This is a genomic window from Actinophytocola sp. (assembly GCF_050699935.1).
Lineage (GTDB): Bacteria > Actinomycetota > Actinomycetes > Mycobacteriales > Pseudonocardiaceae > Actinophytocola.
This window is the reverse complement of the sequence record NZ_JBOHGB010000172.1, coordinates 1-14,362: the sequence shown is the minus strand read 5'-3', so window position 1 is coordinate 14,362 and position 14,362 is coordinate 1. Positions and strand designations below refer to the sequence as shown.

Annotated in this window: 15 protein-coding genes; 2 read left to right on the top strand and 13 right to left on the bottom strand. The window is 70.9% G+C overall.

Annotation, left to right across the window (positions count from 1 at the left end):
• Positions 1 to 128 precede the first annotated feature (128 nt).
• Entirely contained in the window at positions 129 to 1,124 is a 996-nt protein-coding gene (locus ACRDTB_RS33215; protein WP_431436172.1) for a YeiH family protein, read from the top strand.
• A gap of 1 nt (position 1,125) precedes the next feature.
• On the opposite strand, the gene ACRDTB_RS33210 is transcribed toward ACRDTB_RS33215, so the two are convergent.
• The 11 genes from ACRDTB_RS33210 to ACRDTB_RS33160 all read right to left on the bottom strand — a co-directional run bounded on the left by ACRDTB_RS33210 (position 1,126) and on the right by ACRDTB_RS33160 (position 12,493).
• Positions 1,126 to 1,725 carry an amino acid synthesis family protein gene (locus ACRDTB_RS33210; protein WP_431436171.1) on the bottom strand — a complete coding sequence of 200 codons (600 nt, stop codon included), beginning with the start codon at positions 1,723 to 1,725 and terminating at the stop codon, positions 1,126 to 1,128.
• A gap of 4 nt (positions 1,726 to 1,729) precedes the next feature.
• Positions 1,730 to 2,971, bottom strand: coding sequence for a flavin-dependent oxidoreductase (locus ACRDTB_RS33205; RefSeq protein WP_431436170.1), 1,242 nt, complete (start codon positions 2,969 to 2,971; stop codon positions 1,730 to 1,732).
• A 185-nt stretch (positions 2,972 to 3,156) separates the two neighbouring features.
• Complete coding sequence (locus ACRDTB_RS33200) at positions 3,157 to 3,831, bottom strand: hypothetical protein (protein ID WP_431436169.1); 675 nt, start codon at positions 3,829 to 3,831, stop codon at positions 3,157 to 3,159.
• Positions 3,832 to 3,889: 58 nt separating this feature from the next.
• Entirely contained in the window at positions 3,890 to 4,573 is a 684-nt protein-coding gene (locus ACRDTB_RS33195; RefSeq protein WP_431436168.1) for a GntR family transcriptional regulator, read from the bottom strand.
• A gap of 78 nt (positions 4,574 to 4,651) precedes the next feature.
• Positions 4,652 to 6,241 (bottom strand): tripartite tricarboxylate transporter permease, encoded by a 1,590-nt coding sequence (locus tag ACRDTB_RS33190; RefSeq protein ID WP_431436167.1) that lies wholly within the window; start codon positions 6,239 to 6,241, stop codon positions 4,652 to 4,654.
• Positions 6,238 to 6,687, bottom strand: coding sequence for a tripartite tricarboxylate transporter TctB family protein (locus tag ACRDTB_RS33185; protein ID WP_431436166.1), 450 nt, complete (start codon positions 6,685 to 6,687; stop codon positions 6,238 to 6,240). The genes ACRDTB_RS33190 and ACRDTB_RS33185 overlap by 4 nt, the downstream gene beginning before the upstream one ends.
• A gap of 42 nt (positions 6,688 to 6,729) precedes the next feature.
• Positions 6,730 to 7,704 carry a Bug family tripartite tricarboxylate transporter substrate binding protein gene (locus ACRDTB_RS33180; protein ID WP_431436165.1) on the bottom strand — a complete coding sequence of 325 codons (975 nt, stop codon included), beginning with the start codon at positions 7,702 to 7,704 and terminating at the stop codon, positions 6,730 to 6,732.
• A gap of 92 nt (positions 7,705 to 7,796) precedes the next feature.
• Positions 7,797 to 9,467, bottom strand: coding sequence for a thiamine pyrophosphate-binding protein (locus tag ACRDTB_RS33175; protein WP_431436164.1), 1,671 nt, complete (start codon positions 9,465 to 9,467; stop codon positions 7,797 to 7,799).
• 35 nt (positions 9,468 to 9,502) lie between these two features.
• Positions 9,503 to 10,714 (bottom strand): amidohydrolase family protein, encoded by a 1,212-nt coding sequence (locus tag ACRDTB_RS33170; protein WP_431436163.1) that lies wholly within the window; start codon positions 10,712 to 10,714, stop codon positions 9,503 to 9,505.
• Positions 10,715 to 10,794: 80 nt separating this feature from the next.
• Complete coding sequence (locus ACRDTB_RS33165) at positions 10,795 to 11,484, bottom strand: cation transporter (protein WP_431436173.1); 690 nt, start codon at positions 11,482 to 11,484, stop codon at positions 10,795 to 10,797.
• A gap of 190 nt (positions 11,485 to 11,674) precedes the next feature.
• Positions 11,675 to 12,493: a phytanoyl-CoA dioxygenase family protein gene (locus ACRDTB_RS33160; RefSeq protein ID WP_431436162.1), complete on the bottom strand. Its 819-nt coding sequence runs from the start codon at positions 12,491 to 12,493 to the stop codon at positions 11,675 to 11,677.
• An 84-nt stretch (positions 12,494 to 12,577) separates the two neighbouring features.
• Here ACRDTB_RS33160 and ACRDTB_RS33155 point away from each other — a divergent pair, with 84 nt between their 5' ends.
• The gene (locus ACRDTB_RS33155) at positions 12,578 to 13,411 is read left to right on the top strand and encodes an AraC family transcriptional regulator (RefSeq protein ID WP_431436161.1); all 834 of its coding nucleotides are present in this window, start codon (positions 12,578 to 12,580) and stop codon (positions 13,409 to 13,411) included.
• A 27-nt stretch (positions 13,412 to 13,438) separates the two neighbouring features.
• Here ACRDTB_RS33155 and ACRDTB_RS33150 read toward each other — a convergent pair whose 3' ends face one another.
• Positions 13,439 to 13,948 carry a hypothetical protein gene (locus tag ACRDTB_RS33150; RefSeq protein ID WP_431436160.1) on the bottom strand — a complete coding sequence of 170 codons (510 nt, stop codon included), beginning with the start codon at positions 13,946 to 13,948 and terminating at the stop codon, positions 13,439 to 13,441.
• 189 nt (positions 13,949 to 14,137) lie between these two features.
• Positions 14,138 to 14,362, bottom strand: a 225-nt coding sequence (locus ACRDTB_RS33145) for a hypothetical protein (protein WP_431436159.1), incomplete at its 5' end; no start/stop codon positions are given.

Sequence of the window (14,362 nt, the reverse complement as noted above, 5' to 3'; positions counted from 1 at the left end):
TGCCGAGTCTGCCGACGAGGACGAGTAGTCGTAGTGACTCGATGTCCAGTTCGCTCATAGCCACGGGGCATGACCTCCTAGTCCGTTGCCGGGTAGCGGGTTCGCCGGTGTCCATTCAGGATTGTGGGGTGACGTCGCCGGTCCGTTCCGTGTCGACCCTGGCACCCGCGCTCGGCGTGACGTTCGCCGCGGTCGCGATCTCCTATGTGGTCAACCTGGTCCTGCCGGTCGTCAGCGTGCTCACCGCGGCGGTCGTGCTCGGTGTCGCGGTCGGCTCGACGCCGGTGCTGCCCGAAGCCACCCGCGCGGTCATCGCGCGGCTGACGAAGCGGATGCTCCGCGTCGGTGTCGTGCTGCTGGGGTTGCAGCTCGCGCTGCCGGTGGTGCTCGACCTCGGCGCCGGTCTCATCGTGGCGATCGTGCTCACGGTCGCGGTGACGTTCCTGGGCACCGTCTGGCTCGGCCGGCTCATCGGGGTCCCGCGCGGCCTGTCCCTGTTGGTGGGCACGGGTTTCGGCATCTGCGGTGCGTCGGCCGTGGCCGCGATGGAGGACGTCGTGGAGCGGGAGGACTCCGACGTCGCGACCGCGATCGCGCTGGTGACCTGCTACGGCGGCCTGGCCATCGCGGCGGTCCCGCTGATCGGCCGCTGGCTCGGCCTGGCCCCGCTGGACGTCGGTGCGTGGTCCGGGCTCGCGGTGCACGAGGTGGCCCAGGTGGTCGCGGCGGCGACGCCGGCGGGTGCGGCCGCCGTGACGCTGGCCGTGGTGGTCAAGCTCAGCCGGGTGGTGCTGCTCGCGCCGATGGTGGCGTTGGTGAGCGTGCACGAGCGGCGGAGGAGGCCGCGGCGGTCCGACGGGTCTCGCCCACCGCTGGTGCCGATGTTCGTGCTGGGCTTCCTGGCCGCGACCGTCCTGCGCAGCACGAACGTGGTGCCGGCCGGGGCGCTGGACGTCGCCGCGGTCGCCTGCACGCTGCTGCTCGCGGGCGCGCTGTTCGGGCTGGGCTGCGCGGTGCGGATCGGCCGCCTGGTACGCACCGGCGGCCGGGCGCTGCTGCTCGGTCTGCTGTCGACACTGCTGGTCGGCACGACGTCGCTCGTCGGGCTCGCCATGCTGGCCTGAGTCATGCGTCCGCCTCGGCCGGCCCGGGCGACTCGACGAGGCGGTCGGCCTCGGCGCGGGTCAGGCCGCCCACCCTGGCGTGCACCCGGCCCCGGCTCGTGACCGCCACGGCGATCAGCAGCTCACGTGGCCGCGGCGCGTCCGGCACGCGCAGCGTCACGGTGTCGTAGTGCGAGCGGACGTTGAGGTGGTCCCGGTAGGCGATCGGGATGTCGAGGCTCTCCCCGGCACCGCCGACCTTCTTCGTCGACGCCAGCCACGCCCGCCCACCGCCGACCCCGCGCCGCAGGCCGTCCCCGAACCTCGTGGTCAGGCAGGCCGCCACGTGCTCCTGCTCGCCCTCGACCCCGCACATGCCCGCCTTGCCGTACCCCTCGACCGCCCGGCCCGCCAGCAGTGCGCGCGCCCGGCGACCCAGCTCCTCGCCCAGCACGTCGCTCGGCTCGACCAGCTCGCCGAGGTCCTCGACGTACCGGCCGGCCACCGGGTTCGCGACGACCGCCGCGGCGACCGCCCGGCGCAGCGGCTCGCCCGGGGGCGGTCCGCCGTCGTGGACGATCTCCTCGACCTGCTCGATCCACTTGCGTACGGCGAAGCGCACGGGTTCAGACGAACGACGGCCGCCGCTTGAGCTGTTCGACGTCAAAGCCGGCCACCTCCCGGTAACGGTCGATGATCGCCCGCAGCTCGCTGGCCGGGATGACGTCGTTGATGTCGTCGAAAGGCTTGTCGCCACTGCGTTCGTAGACCTCGCGGAGGATGGCGTCGGGTGGGTTCGTCCTGTTCATCCGCACGACGTCAGCCGTCGCCGGCAGGCGGGTCGCCTCGTACTCGGCCAGCGCGGCCGGGCCGACACCCCGCCGCTTCAGGCGGCCGGCGAGGAAGCGGGCGTCCAAAATGGCCTGACCGGCTCCGTTCGAGCCCCGCGGCGTCATCGGGTGCGCGGCGTCGCCCGCGAGCGTGGCGCGCTCGAAGGTCCACCGGTCCAGCGGGTCCCGGTCCACCATCGGGAACACGAGGACCGGGTCGGCAGAGCGCAACAGCTCGGGAACGTCCAGCCAGTCGAAGTGCCAGTCGGCGAACGGGGGGAACCAGTCCTGCGGCCTGGCCTCCTTGGTCCAGCTGTAGGAGTTCGGATGCGGGCGCTTGAGCGTGGCGACGAAGTTGACGAGCTGGCGGCCCTCGCCGTCGACGTCGTCGCGGATCGGGTAGACGATCAGCTTGCCCACGTCCATCCAACCGATCCGCGCGGTGTTGGCGCCGCTGAGGAACGGCGGGAACGGCGCGGCGGCGCGGTAGCTGGTCAGTCCTGAGTAGACCGGATCGCCCTCGTCGGGGTGGAACTGCCCGCGCACCGCGGAGTGGATGCCGTCACAGGCGACCAGGATCGAGCCGCGCACCGGGGGCAGCTCGGCGCCGTCCGGGTCCTGGAAGTGCGCGGTCACCGACCCGGAGTCCTGCTCGACGCGGACGCACCGGTGCCCGGTGACGACGCTGTCCGGGCCGAGCCGGTCGAGGACCGCGTCGAGGAACACCGTCTGCATGTCGCCGCGGTGGATGGAGAACTGCGGCCACGGGTACCCGGCCGACTCCCCGGCGAGCTCGGTGAAGATGTGCTGGCCGAACCGGTTGAAGTAGGACGCGTCCTTGGTGCGCACCGCGCGGGCGTCGAGCGCCGCGAGGAGCCCGAGCTGGTCGAGCTCCCGTACGGCGTGGGGGAGGAGGTTGATGCCGACGCCCAGCGGTGCCAGCTCGGGCACCGCCTCGTAGACCCGGCAGTCGACGCCGATCTCGTGCAGGCTCAGGGCGAGCACGAGTCCCGCGGCCCCGGCGCCGACGACGATCACCTCGGTGGTAGTTCCGCCTCCCCGGAATCCTGTTCCGCCTCTCCGCAATTCGATGTGTTGGTTGCGTTGGGGAGCGGGAGGCTCTTGTTGGGCACGTGCTTGTGGCTGGCTTGCGTCACGGTCCCCTGAGGTGCGGGGGGGAAGCCCCTCGCCCTGATTTGATCTTGAGGTGGACGCGACGGGTGTCATGTTGGTTCACCCTCCTCATCACGGGTCGTGCCTCGTGCCGGTGCGACTCGCAGCGGTTCGTAGACCCAGCGGCGTGAGCGACCGAACCACGGTTCCCGCACCAGGGCGCTGCGCAGCGGGGCGGCCCTGGCCGCGGCACGTTCCGGCGAGTCGATCGCGGCGAGGTCGGTGAGGAAGTGGAAAGTGATGTGCGTCCACGGCCCGCCGGCCGCGTCGACCACCACCAGCCGGTGCACGCCGGCCCAGCCGTCGGCGGCCATGAGCATGTCGGTGTGCTCCCGCTCGTACCACTCGTCGTACGCGGCGACCCGGTCCGGTGGTACAGGGAACGCGACGACGTAGAGGTAGGCGTTCTCCGGTGCCGAGCCGACCCCGGACTGGACCGTGCAGGTGAAGCGGGTGAACCCGGTGACCGCGTCCAGCATCGCGGTGGTGCGCTGCGACGGTGCTGCCCGCAGGCGCCGGTAGCCGTCTGTGTCGAAGGCGTCCAGCCCGTCGACGTGGTAGACGGCCACGTACTCGCCGGTGCCCTCGGCCGACCGGTAGCGCCGCGCGCTCCGGAAACCGGGCAGGGCGAGCCTGGCCGGCACGTGTTCCCCGTCGTACCAGGAGTTGAACTCCGTGTCCGCGGCCGCGGGCGGGGTCATCTGGGAGAACAGCAGGGCGGTCATGTGTCGTGTCCTTTCGAGACGCTCCGGTCCCGACAGCCGTGCGTCACTCGGCGTGGAACTAGGGCTGCTTGGTCTTCAGCGACTGCACGGCGGCTTCCATCGCCTTGGCCATGTGCGCGGCGTACGCCTCCATGGCGGCGGGTCCGTCTCCGCGCCGGATCGCGGTCATGACGAGCTCCAGCTCCCGCAGGCCCTCCCCGAGCCGGCCGGCGTGGGAGTAGGACAGCAGCCGCACGCTGGTCGTCCGGGCGTAGAGCTTGTCCGCGACGTCGGAGATCACGTCGTTGCCCGCGATGGCGAACAGCGCGCGGTAGAACGCCTGCTTCTCCCGCATGGCCAGGCTCACGTCGCCGGTGGCATGGGCGGCCTTCAGCACCTCGAACGCCCGCTCCAGGTCGGCGAGACCGTCCTCGGTGACGTTCTTCAGGAACAGCGTGATCGCCAGCTGTTCCAGCGCCTCGCGGACCGCGTAGAGGTCGCGGATCCCCTTCTCGTCCACCTCGGCGACCGCGGGTCCCTGGCCGGGCTTGACCGTGACCAGCCCCTCGGTCTCCAGCTTCCGAAGGGCCTCGCGGAGTGTGGAACGGCTCGCGCCCATCATGTCGCAGAGCACCCGCTCCACGAGACGCTCGCCGGGCGCGAAGGTGCCGTCCATGATCATCTTGCGAAGCAGGTCGGCCACCTGGGTGCGAATCGGGGCGACTGTCCTGGTCAGCTCGATCGGGGGCTTGCCCGTGGTCATGTCCAACACCATCCTTCACACGTGGCTGGCCGAGTCGGCCTCGGTACCCATACCAGACCTGTCCGGCACGCGGGAACGTCATCGGTGTGCGTCCTCTCGCTCGGAACCGGCCGGCGCGTCCGGCCCGCCCGGATCGGCCGGCCCGTCGGGGGTCGTCCGGCGGCGCCGCACCCGTGCCCGGACGGCCGGGACACGCATGGCGAGCCAGCCGGCCAGCACGGCGAGCAGCAGCACGCCCAGCGCGATCGAGTACGGCCGGCCGAGGATGAACGCCGGGTCCTCGCTGGAGATGATCAGCGTCTGGCGCAACGAGTTCTCCGCGAGCGGTCCGAGCACGAAGGCGACCACGGAGGCGGCCGGCGAGTAGCCGTGGCGCTTCATCAGGACGCCGATGATGCCGAGTACCACCATGATGCCCAGGTCGATGTAGCTCGCGCCGACCGCGTAGGTGCCGACGACACACAGGATCACGATGCTCGGGATGAGGAAGGCGTATGGCACCTTCAGGATCTGCACGAACAGCGGGATCGCCGCGATGCAGAACACCAGCAGCGCGACGTTGCCGAGGTACAGGCTGCCGATGACGCCCCAGGCGAAGTCCGCGTGCTCGGTCATCAGCTCCGGGCCCGGGGTCAGTCCCCAGAGGACGAACGCGCCGAGCAGCACCGCGGTGGCCGCGGAGCCGGGGATGCCCAGCGCGAACATCGGGACCATGGCGCCGGGGGAGGAGGCGCTGATCGACGCCTCGACCGACACCAGGCCCGGCATGGCTCCCTTGCCGAACTTGTGCTTGACCCGGGACACCGACTTCTCCACGGCGTAGGCGATGAAGGAGGCGACCGACGCGCCGGCGCCGGGCACGAGCCCGATGAGGAAGCCGATTCCGGTGGCCCGGGGGAAGGCGAAGGCGCTCTCGCGCCAGTCCGCGCGGGAGGGCAGGAAGTTCTTCCGCATGGACGGGGCGTGGATCTTGCCGGTCATGCGGTGCTGGCCGGCGCTGACGTTCTGGAGCACCTCGGCGATGCCGAAGAGCCCGATCACGACGGCCACGAAGCTGACGCCGCTGATCAGTGACGGCTCGTCGAAGGTGAACCGGCTCGCGCCGCTGGCGAGGTCCACGCCGACGGTGCCGAGGCTGAACCCGAACAGCGCCGAGATGGCCCCCTTCACCTTGTCCTGGCCGACGATCCCGATGATGGTGACCAGTCCCAGCAACACGATCAGCAGCAGCTCGCTCGGCCCGAACGACCGCGCGACCTGGCTGATCGGCCCGATCAGCGCGGACAGCAGCACGACTCCGAACAAGCCGCCGACGAAGTTGGCGACGGCCTGGATGACCAGTGCGGGGCCGGCTCTGCCCTGCCGGGCGAGCGGATATCCGTCGAAGGTGGCGGCGACCGATGCCGACTCACCCGGCAGGTTGATCAGGATCGCGGTGATCGACCCGCCGTACATGGCGCCGTAGTAGATGGCCGCCAGCATGATGACCGCGGACGTGGGGTCCATGCCGATGGTCAGCGGGATGAGGATCGCGATGCCGGCCGTCGGGCCGAGGCCGGGCAGGATCCCGACCACGACACCGAGCGACACACCGATCAGCAGGAACAGCAGGTTCTGTGCGGACAGGGCATCGGCCAGCCCGCCGAGCACGTTGTTGACCACACTCATGGCAACCCCGCGACGGTGAACAGGCCGACGGGAAGCGCGGCGTCGAACCACACGCCGAACGCGAGGTAGACGCTCGCGGTCAGCGCGGCGGCGAACGCCAGGTTCGCGACCAGCCGACCCCGGTTGAACCGCAGCAGCAACAGCAGCGCGAACACCAACGTCGGGATGGTCATCCCGACGAGGTACATCCCGACGACGTACCCGGCGAGGAGCACCAGGATGAGCAGCGCGTCGCGGACGTCGACCCGCTCGGCGCGCTTCCGCTCGGCCCCTCGCTCGCGGTAGAGGTTCCACGCGCAGAGCCCGACGAGGACGACGCCCGTGACCCGCGGGAAGAAACCGGGCCCGAACTGGCCACCGTCGGTCAGCATCGGGTACCGCAGCCCGACGGCCAGGAAGGCCACCGAGTAGACGAGGAAGATCGAGGCCGTGACGGACTTGGACATGAGCCTTCCGGCATCGTCCGGCCGCGGTTCGCCCGACATGGGTCAGCCCTGCAGCGCCGACGTGTAGCTGGCGACGGTCTCGTCGAGGTACCCGGCGAAGTCGTCGCCGAACAGCACGCGCTCGGAGATGAAGTTCTCCTCGAGGTAGTCCTGCCACTCGGGCAGCTCGCTCAGCTTCGTCAGCGCGTCCTCCCACCAGGCCACCACGTCGTCGGGCACGTCGGGCGGCATGACCAGGCCACGCGGCTGGCTGACCGTGATGTCGTAGCCGGCTTCGTCGAAGGTCGGCGTGTCCGGCAACTGCTCGAGCCGGTTCTCACCGCCGATCACGAGCGGCCGGATGTCGCCGGACTCGTACAGCCCGTACAGCGAGCTGGCGCTGTGGGACAGGACGTTGACGCTGCCGGAGAGCAGGCTGTTCGCCGCCTCCGGGCCGCTGTCGTGCGCCACGTACTTGAACTTGACGCCCGCGGCTTCGCCGAACTGCTTGAAGGCGATGAAGTCGATCGTCGTCATGCCCGCGCCGCCGACCGTGATCGGTGTGTTCTTGGACGCCTCGATGAGGTCCTCGAGGCTCTGCCACGGCGAGTCCGCGTTGACCCAGACCACGACCTCGTCCGTGCCGAGCAACGCGACCGGGGTGAACTCGGTCGCCTGCCACGTCGTGCTGGCCTGGATGGGCGTCGAGATGAAGCTGCCGCTCGTGGCGGCCATGTCGTAGCCGCTGCCGGTGCGGTTGAACACGTAGCCGTAGCCCTTGGACCCGCTGCCGCCCTCCCGGTTGGTGACGGTGATGTCGCCGGGGTACAGGTCGTTGTCGGTGAGCAGCTTGGAGATCGTGCGGGACATGATGTCCACGCCGCCGCCCGCGCCGAACGCGACGGTCATGTCCAGCGCCTCGGTCGGGTAGTCGGGCTCGGCGGCGGTGTCCTGCGCGGCGGGGTCGTTGCGGGAGCAGGCGGTCGAGATGATCAGAAGGCTGCTCGCGAGCAGTGCGATCGTTCGCTTGTGTCGCATCACATTTCTCCTTCGATGGAACCGGAGACGTGGCCGCCGTGCTGGCTGTGGTGCGACGTCGCGGTGTGCCAGCAGTCGTCGCGGCCGCTCGGTCAGGTCTTGGCGTCGCTGAAGATGTCCTTGCGGAAGCTGTAAAGGACGTTCGGGTCCACCGCGACGCTCACGACGCGGGGCTGGTTGGCCGCGATCGCCTCGCTGAGGCAGTCGGCGAGCTCGGTGCCGGTGGCCGCTCGCCGGCCCCGCACGCCGAAGCCCTCGGCGATCGCGACGAAGTCGTTCGCCGGCAGGTCGGTGCCGATGAACCGGCCTCGGTAGTAGTCGTGCTGGTACGCCTTCTCGGCGCCCCAGGCGTTGTTGTCCATGATGACGAGCACGACGGCGACGTCGTATTCGCGCAGTGTCGCCAGCTCGCTGATCGCGAACAAGGCTCCGCCGTCGCCGATCGTGGCGACGCACGGACGGTCGGGTAACGCGATCTTCGCGCCGATCGCGGCCGGGAAGGCGAACCCGAGTGAGGCGAAGTCGAGCGGGGTGAACAGCGCGGGCGCGCCGTGGAAGTCGAGCAGCTCCGAGGCCCGCAGGCACCACGTTCCCGCGTCCAGGGTGACGATCGCGTTGCGCGGCAGGCATTCGCGCATGACGTGGAAGAACTGGTCGGGGTCGAGGGCCGGGGTCTCGGGTGGCGGTGTGCGGCGGCCGTGCCGCATCGTCGCGACGCGGTCTCGCACGGCCCGCGCCCATCGGGTGTCCGTGCTCGGCTCGGTCGCCGCGGTCTCGGCCAGCAACAGGGCGCACAGCGCGCGGCTGTCGGCGTGCACGGTGTGCGCGCCGGTGACGTACCGGCCGAGCTCGGCGGGGTCGACGTCGGTCTGGACGACGACGGCGTCCGCGGCGAACATCGTCGGATCGAAGAACGTCGAGTTGAACCCGAACCGGGTGCCGATCCCGACGACCAGGTCCGCTTCGCCGATGACCTCGTTCGCCAGCGCGGACCCGCGCGCGCCCATCTGCCCGAGGAACAGCTCGTGGTCGTTGGGCACGGCGTCCCGGTGCCCGGCCGACGTCGTGACCGGGGCCTGGAAGCGGTGCGACAGCGCGAGGACGAGCTCCCCGCACCGGGTCCACTTGACACCCGCCCCGGCGACGAGCACCGGCCGGCGGGCGGTCTCGAGCAACCGCACGAGCTCCGTCGCCGCCGCCTGGTCGACCACGGCGGGCGCCGTGGCCGGCGCGATGCCGGCCCGGTCGACCGGCGCGCACTCCTCGGCGAGCACGTCGCGGGGGATGTTGACGTGCACCGGGCCCATGGGATGGGTCAGGGCGAGCCGGCATGCCCGGTCGACGACGTCGGCGACGCGGTCGCCCCGGTAGGCCGCGAGCACGGCCTTGGTCACCGGCGCCAGCATCGTCTCCTGGTCGACCTCCTGGAACGCGTCGAGCTGCCAGTGCATGGTCGACACGGCGCCACCGATCGAGACGACCGGCGAGCGGGCGGCCTTCGCGGCCGCGAGCCCGCTGACGAGGTTCGTCACCCCGGGGCCGCTCTGCCCGGCCATCACGACGCCCAGCCGCCCGGTGGCACGGGCGAAGCCGTCGGCCATCCCGGCCGCGGCGCGCTCGTCCTTCGCCCCGACGTAGCGAACGTCCTTGCTGTCGAACAGCGCGTCGTAAACCTCCATTGTGGACGATCCGACGAGGCCGAAGATGTGTGTCACCCCGTGTGCGGCAAGCACGTCGATCAGGGCCGCGCCGGCTCTGCTCAATGCCATCTCCTCCGAAGTCGCGTGTGGTCGGTCGGTCACTGCCGCGCCGGACGGATCCGCACGCGGTCACGAGGTCGAGGGGAGACGTCGCTCGGGTCGACGTGGACCCTTCCGTCGATCATCACCAGCGCCACGGCCGGAATGTCCCCGCGCGCCAGCGCTCCTTCCGCGTCGTCGGCGACCGAGCCGAGTGGCGTGTCGATCACGACGAGGTCGGCGGGCTGGCCGACCGCGAGGCGCCCGCCGGAGAGCCCGAACGCGTCGGCGACCCGGCCGGATCCCCATGCCCACGTCACCGCGGGATCGACCTCGCCGAGCGAGCTGAGCTCGGCGACTGTCTTGAGTAGACCCAGCGGCATCACGCCGGTGCCCGTCGGGGTGTCGGTGCCGAGGATCACCCGGTGCGCCGCCCCCGCCTCGCGGACGGCGTCGAGGATCACCAGCGCGGAGCGCAGGCTGCCCGCCTGGACCAGCTGCAGGATGATGCCGGTCTCGCGAACGAGCGTGCGCACGCCGTCGTCGTCCAGCGACGTCGGACCGCCGTTCACGTGTCCCGCGATGTCCGGGCCGAGCTCCATCAGCAGCTCGGCCCCGACCGGCACGCCGTCGGCGGCGGTGGGCCCGCCGGAGTGGGCGGTGACGACGATCCCGTTGCGCTGGGCGTTGCGGACGTCCTCGCGGGCGGCCGCCGGCTCGGGGTAGACGGAGAACCCGTACTTGGCGAGCCGGATGCCCTCGCCGGCGAGCTCGGCCAGGTCCCCGGCGGTCAGGCCCGGCGTGAGCAGGACGACCCCGGCGTTCACCTTCATCCCGCCCGGCCGGTGCTCGCGCCAGGAGCCCGCGGCGAGCCGGGCCAGGCCCTTGACGCTCTCGGGATCGCGCGGCCGGTTCGGGATGTGGATCTCCCCGGCCGACACCACCTGCGTCACGCCGCCGTGCACGTATCGCTCTAGGAACCCGACGGCCTGCTGGCGCGGGGTGTAGTCGCCGAACAGGACGTGGGAGTGCGAGTCGATGAGACCCGGGGCCACGGTCATGCCCCGGACGTCGAGCACCGTTCCCTCAGCGAGCTCGGCACCGCCCATCGCGTCGATGCGACCGTCGACGATCCGAACGGTGTCACCGTCAGCGACCGGTGCCGTCAGCTCACCGGTCAGCAGCCTGCCGGCGTTGATGATCGTGACCACGTTCGGGTCAGCTGTTGATGGTCGTCTTGCCACGTAGATGCCGCCTTGTCCGACAGTCATACGGTCTTACAGGTGAGATTAGGCCAGATGTGGCCGAGACAATCAAGACACAACTTTGCGTAGTCGATCCGGCGACGGGTTCAGCAGCAGTGGTCGCCGCGCCAGGCCTCGCGGCCCTCCTTGACGGCGACCGTGGCGATGACCAGTGCGGCGGCGGGGTCGGCCCACCACCAACCGAGGGTGCTGTTGAGCAGCAGGCCGACCAGCAGGACGCCGGACAGGTACGTGCACAGCAGGGTCTGCTTGGAGTCGGCGACCGCGCTGCTGGAACCGAGCTCGCGGCCGGCGCGGCGCTGGGCGTAGGACAGGCCGGGCATGACCGCCAGCGACACGGCGGCCAGCACGATGCCGACCGTCGAGTGGGCGGCGGCGTCGGCGCCGAGCAGTGCGCGGACGGACCCGACGGTGACGTAGGCGGCGAGCGCGAAGAAGGAGAACCCGATGACCCGCAACGCCGTGCGTTCTCGGGTCTCGTGGTCGGTGGCGGTGAACTGCCAGGCGACCGCCGCGGCCGAGGCGACTTCGACGACCGAGTCGAGCCCGAACCCGATGAGCGCGGTGGACGAGGCGACCGCACCGGCGCCGATCGCGACGACGGCCTCGATCACGTTGTAGGCGATGGTCGCGGCCACGAGCAGCCGTACCCGCCGGGCGAGCACCGCCCGGCGCTCGGCACCGGGGCGCGCGGTCGGCGGGGAGGCGGGCGGCGCGCAGCAGTCGTCGGCACACGTGACCCGCGCCGGCTCCCGCTCCCGAGGCTCACCCGTCAGCACATCCGAGACCGTACCGCCGACGACCTAGTGTCCCCCGCCGGAAGTCTGTCAGACAATTCGCCGGCCCAGCTTCCCGCTGGCGGCGTTGCCGATCCGCCCAAGTACGGTCCAGTACGAGGGCGAATCGGCACCTTGCCAGCAGAAACCTGGATCCACCGACTTACCCAACAGACTCCCGGCGGGGACACTACTTTCCGCGGTACAGCACCGGGTTCAGCGGGCCGTCCGGCACGTCGCCGACCTCGGCGCCCGCCAGCCACGTACGCAGGTCCACCCGCTGGTGCTCGTTCACGGGCTCGGCGACCGTGATGTCGGCGTCCATGTAGATGATCGTCATGACCCGCCGCGGGGACGGCGAGTTGTTCGGGGATGCCCGGTGGAACGTCCAGCCGAGGTGATAGCTGACGTCGCCGAGGGCGAACGGCTCCACCACGAGCGGGAAGCCCTGTGCGGACAGCGCCTCGCCGAGCTGCCGCTCGGAGTCGTCGCTGATCTCCAGGTCGCGGCCGTGGGAGAACCGGTGGCTGCCGGCGGCGAAGGCCAGCGGTCCCATCTCCATTCCGGTCTCCTGCAACGGAATCCACGCCGTGATCATCCGGTCGGTGGACAGTGGCCAGTAGTACTGGTCGGCGTGCCACGGCGTCATGCCGCCGCCGGGTTCCTTGTACAGCGCCTGGTCGTGGTACATCCGAACGCCGTCCACACCGAGCAGCTCGGCCGCGATGCGTGCCAGGCGCCTGCCGAACACGAACTCGCGGACCAGCTCGCTGTGCCGCCACAGGTTGGTGATCTGGAGGAACGCCTTGCCGTAGGTGTTCCGCTCGGCCAGCGGGAGGTGCTGGGTGTTCAACTCGATCACCTTGGCGGTGATCTCCGGCTCGTATGCCTCGACCGTCGCGCCGCTGAGCACGCCGGACAGCTGGACGAAGCCGTTCTCGGCCAGAATCGCAGCGGCGCCCCGGTCGAGCTCGTAGTGGCTGTGCAGATCGGCGTGCGTAGTGGTCATGTCATCCAGGGTCACCTTTCCCGAAGCGGCGACGCCAGTCCGCCGGTGACCGGTTCCGATACCCTCTTGACCGGGAGGACGGACATGCGTGCGACGTTCGAACACATCGAGACAAGCCCGCACCTGTCGTGGACCCTGTTCGTGCGGCGGGAGCCCAGGTTTGCATTCCTGTGGCACTTCCATCGCGAGTTCGAGCTGACCCTGATCACCAGGGGCATGGGCACCAGGTTCGTCGGTGACTCCGTCGAGGACTACCGCCCCGGTGACCTCACCCTGATCGGTCCCGAGCTGCCGCACACCTACGCGTCCATAGGGGACGGTCAGGAGGCCGTCGTCGCGCAGTTTCGCCGGGACTCCTTCGGTCCCGGCTTCTTCGACCGGCCGGAGTTCGCCGAGGTCTCCGCGCTGCTGACGCGGTCCTCGCGCGGCCTGCGCCTGCCGGCCGGCGGTGCCCCGCTGGCCGAGCTGCCCGGCATGCCGCCCGCCGAGCGAACCCTCGGCCTGCTCACCACCCTCGTCCGGCTGGCTCGCGACGGCGACGCCCAGCCGCTCGCCGGCGCCGGCCACCGGCCCGCGCCGGGCGGCAGGACCCGCGACCGGATCGACGCGGTGATCCGGCTGCTGCACGCCGAGTACGCCCGACCGATCAGCCTCGACATGGTGGCCGGCGTGGCCCACCTGACCCCGACGGCCACGAGCCGATTCTTCCGTCGTACCACCGGATCGACGATCACCGACTACCTCAACGGCGTGCGGATCAACGCCGCGTGCCGGATGCTGCTGGAGACCGACCGGCGGGTCGCCGACATCGCCGCGGACTGCGGCTACCCGAACCTGTCGAACTTCAACCGGCGGTTCCGTGTGGTGAAGGGCATGTCTCCCCGCGAGTTTCGAGCCCGGGTCAGGATCTACACCTGACCCGGGGCGGCTTACGGCCGCGGCCCGTCAGGTCAGCTTGATGGTGACGGTGTTGGCCACGATCGCGATCTTGCCGGAGTATCCGTGTCCGGTGAACCGCAGGCCGGCGATGTCGACCCCACCGGCGATGACGCCCTTGTCGGTGGTGATCTGATAACCGGCGGCGGGCAGCGCGTCCCGGTAGAACGCGACCACCGCATTGGGGTCCGTGGCATGGAGCACGAACGCCTGAGTGTCCCCATCGGACGCGGAGACGGTGGCGGCGGAGGGCAGCGGGAAGTCCTGGTCCGGCCAGGACTCCGGCACACTCGCCGCCGCGGCGTCGTTACCACCCGAGTCGCCGGCATCCGAGTCGCCGGCGTCCGTGTCGGCGGTGTCGGTGTCGTCGGCGGCCGCCGGATCCTCGGTGACCGTCTGCACTTGGGTCACGGTCTCCGGCGCCGCCGTGTTGCCGTCCTGGCACGCCGCGGTGGTGGCGACTGCCCCGGCCGCCACGACGGCCGCGAGCAGGCGCGCGCCGCTGTTGGTGAGCTTCATGGTTCCCCTCCACGTTCCACACTGGTAGGCCCCCTGGCCTGGTTCGCCCACACGATGCGCCGACACCGTGAACCAACCGTGAAACCACTGATCCGGTGGCCATGTGCACCCGGGCGCGAGCACCCTACCGACCGGCCCGACGGGCGGGTCGACGGCCTCACGACGGCCTCACGACGCCTCACGATGGCCTCACTCGGTGACGAGATGGCGACGGTCGGCCTCCTTGGCCCGGGTCGCGTCCCCGGCCTGCCACCACATCGCCACCAGCTCCTCGGCGATCTCGTGCCGCCACGGCTGCACGGCGAGCACGGCCTCGTACGCCGCGGCGCGCTGCTCGACCGGCCGGCTCTGATCGCTCGCGATGGCGCCGGCCACCCGCGACCGCAGCCGGTCCGCCTCGGCCCGGGCCCGCGC

Bases quoted from the DNA above. Each gene is read 5' to 3' on its own strand.
- ACRDTB_RS33200 (WP_431436169.1), bottom strand. From the start codon at position 3,831: ATGACCGCCCTGCTGTTCTCCCAGATGACCCCGCCCGCGGCCGCGGAC.
- ACRDTB_RS33195 (WP_431436168.1), bottom strand. From the start codon at position 4,573: ATGACCACGGGCAAGCCCCCGATCGAGCTGACCAGGACAGTCGCCCCG.
- ACRDTB_RS33190 (WP_431436167.1), bottom strand. From the start codon at position 6,241: ATGAGTGTGGTCAACAACGTGCTCGGCGGGCTGGCCGATGCCCTGTCC.
- ACRDTB_RS33185 (WP_431436166.1), bottom strand. From the start codon at position 6,687: ATGTCCAAGTCCGTCACGGCCTCGATCTTCCTCGTCTACTCGGTGGCC.
- ACRDTB_RS33180 (WP_431436165.1), bottom strand. From the start codon at position 7,704: ATGCGACACAAGCGAACGATCGCACTGCTCGCGAGCAGCCTTCTGATC.
- ACRDTB_RS33170 (WP_431436163.1), bottom strand. From the start codon at position 10,714: ATGACTGTCGGACAAGGCGGCATCTACGTGGCAAGACGACCATCAACA.
- ACRDTB_RS33160 (WP_431436162.1), bottom strand. From the start codon at position 12,493: ATGACCACTACGCACGCCGATCTGCACAGCCACTACGAGCTCGACCGG.
- ACRDTB_RS33155 (WP_431436161.1), top strand. From the start codon at position 12,578: ATGCGTGCGACGTTCGAACACATCGAGACAAGCCCGCACCTGTCGTGG.
- ACRDTB_RS33150 (WP_431436160.1), bottom strand. From the start codon at position 13,948: ATGAAGCTCACCAACAGCGGCGCGCGCCTGCTCGCGGCCGTCGTGGCG.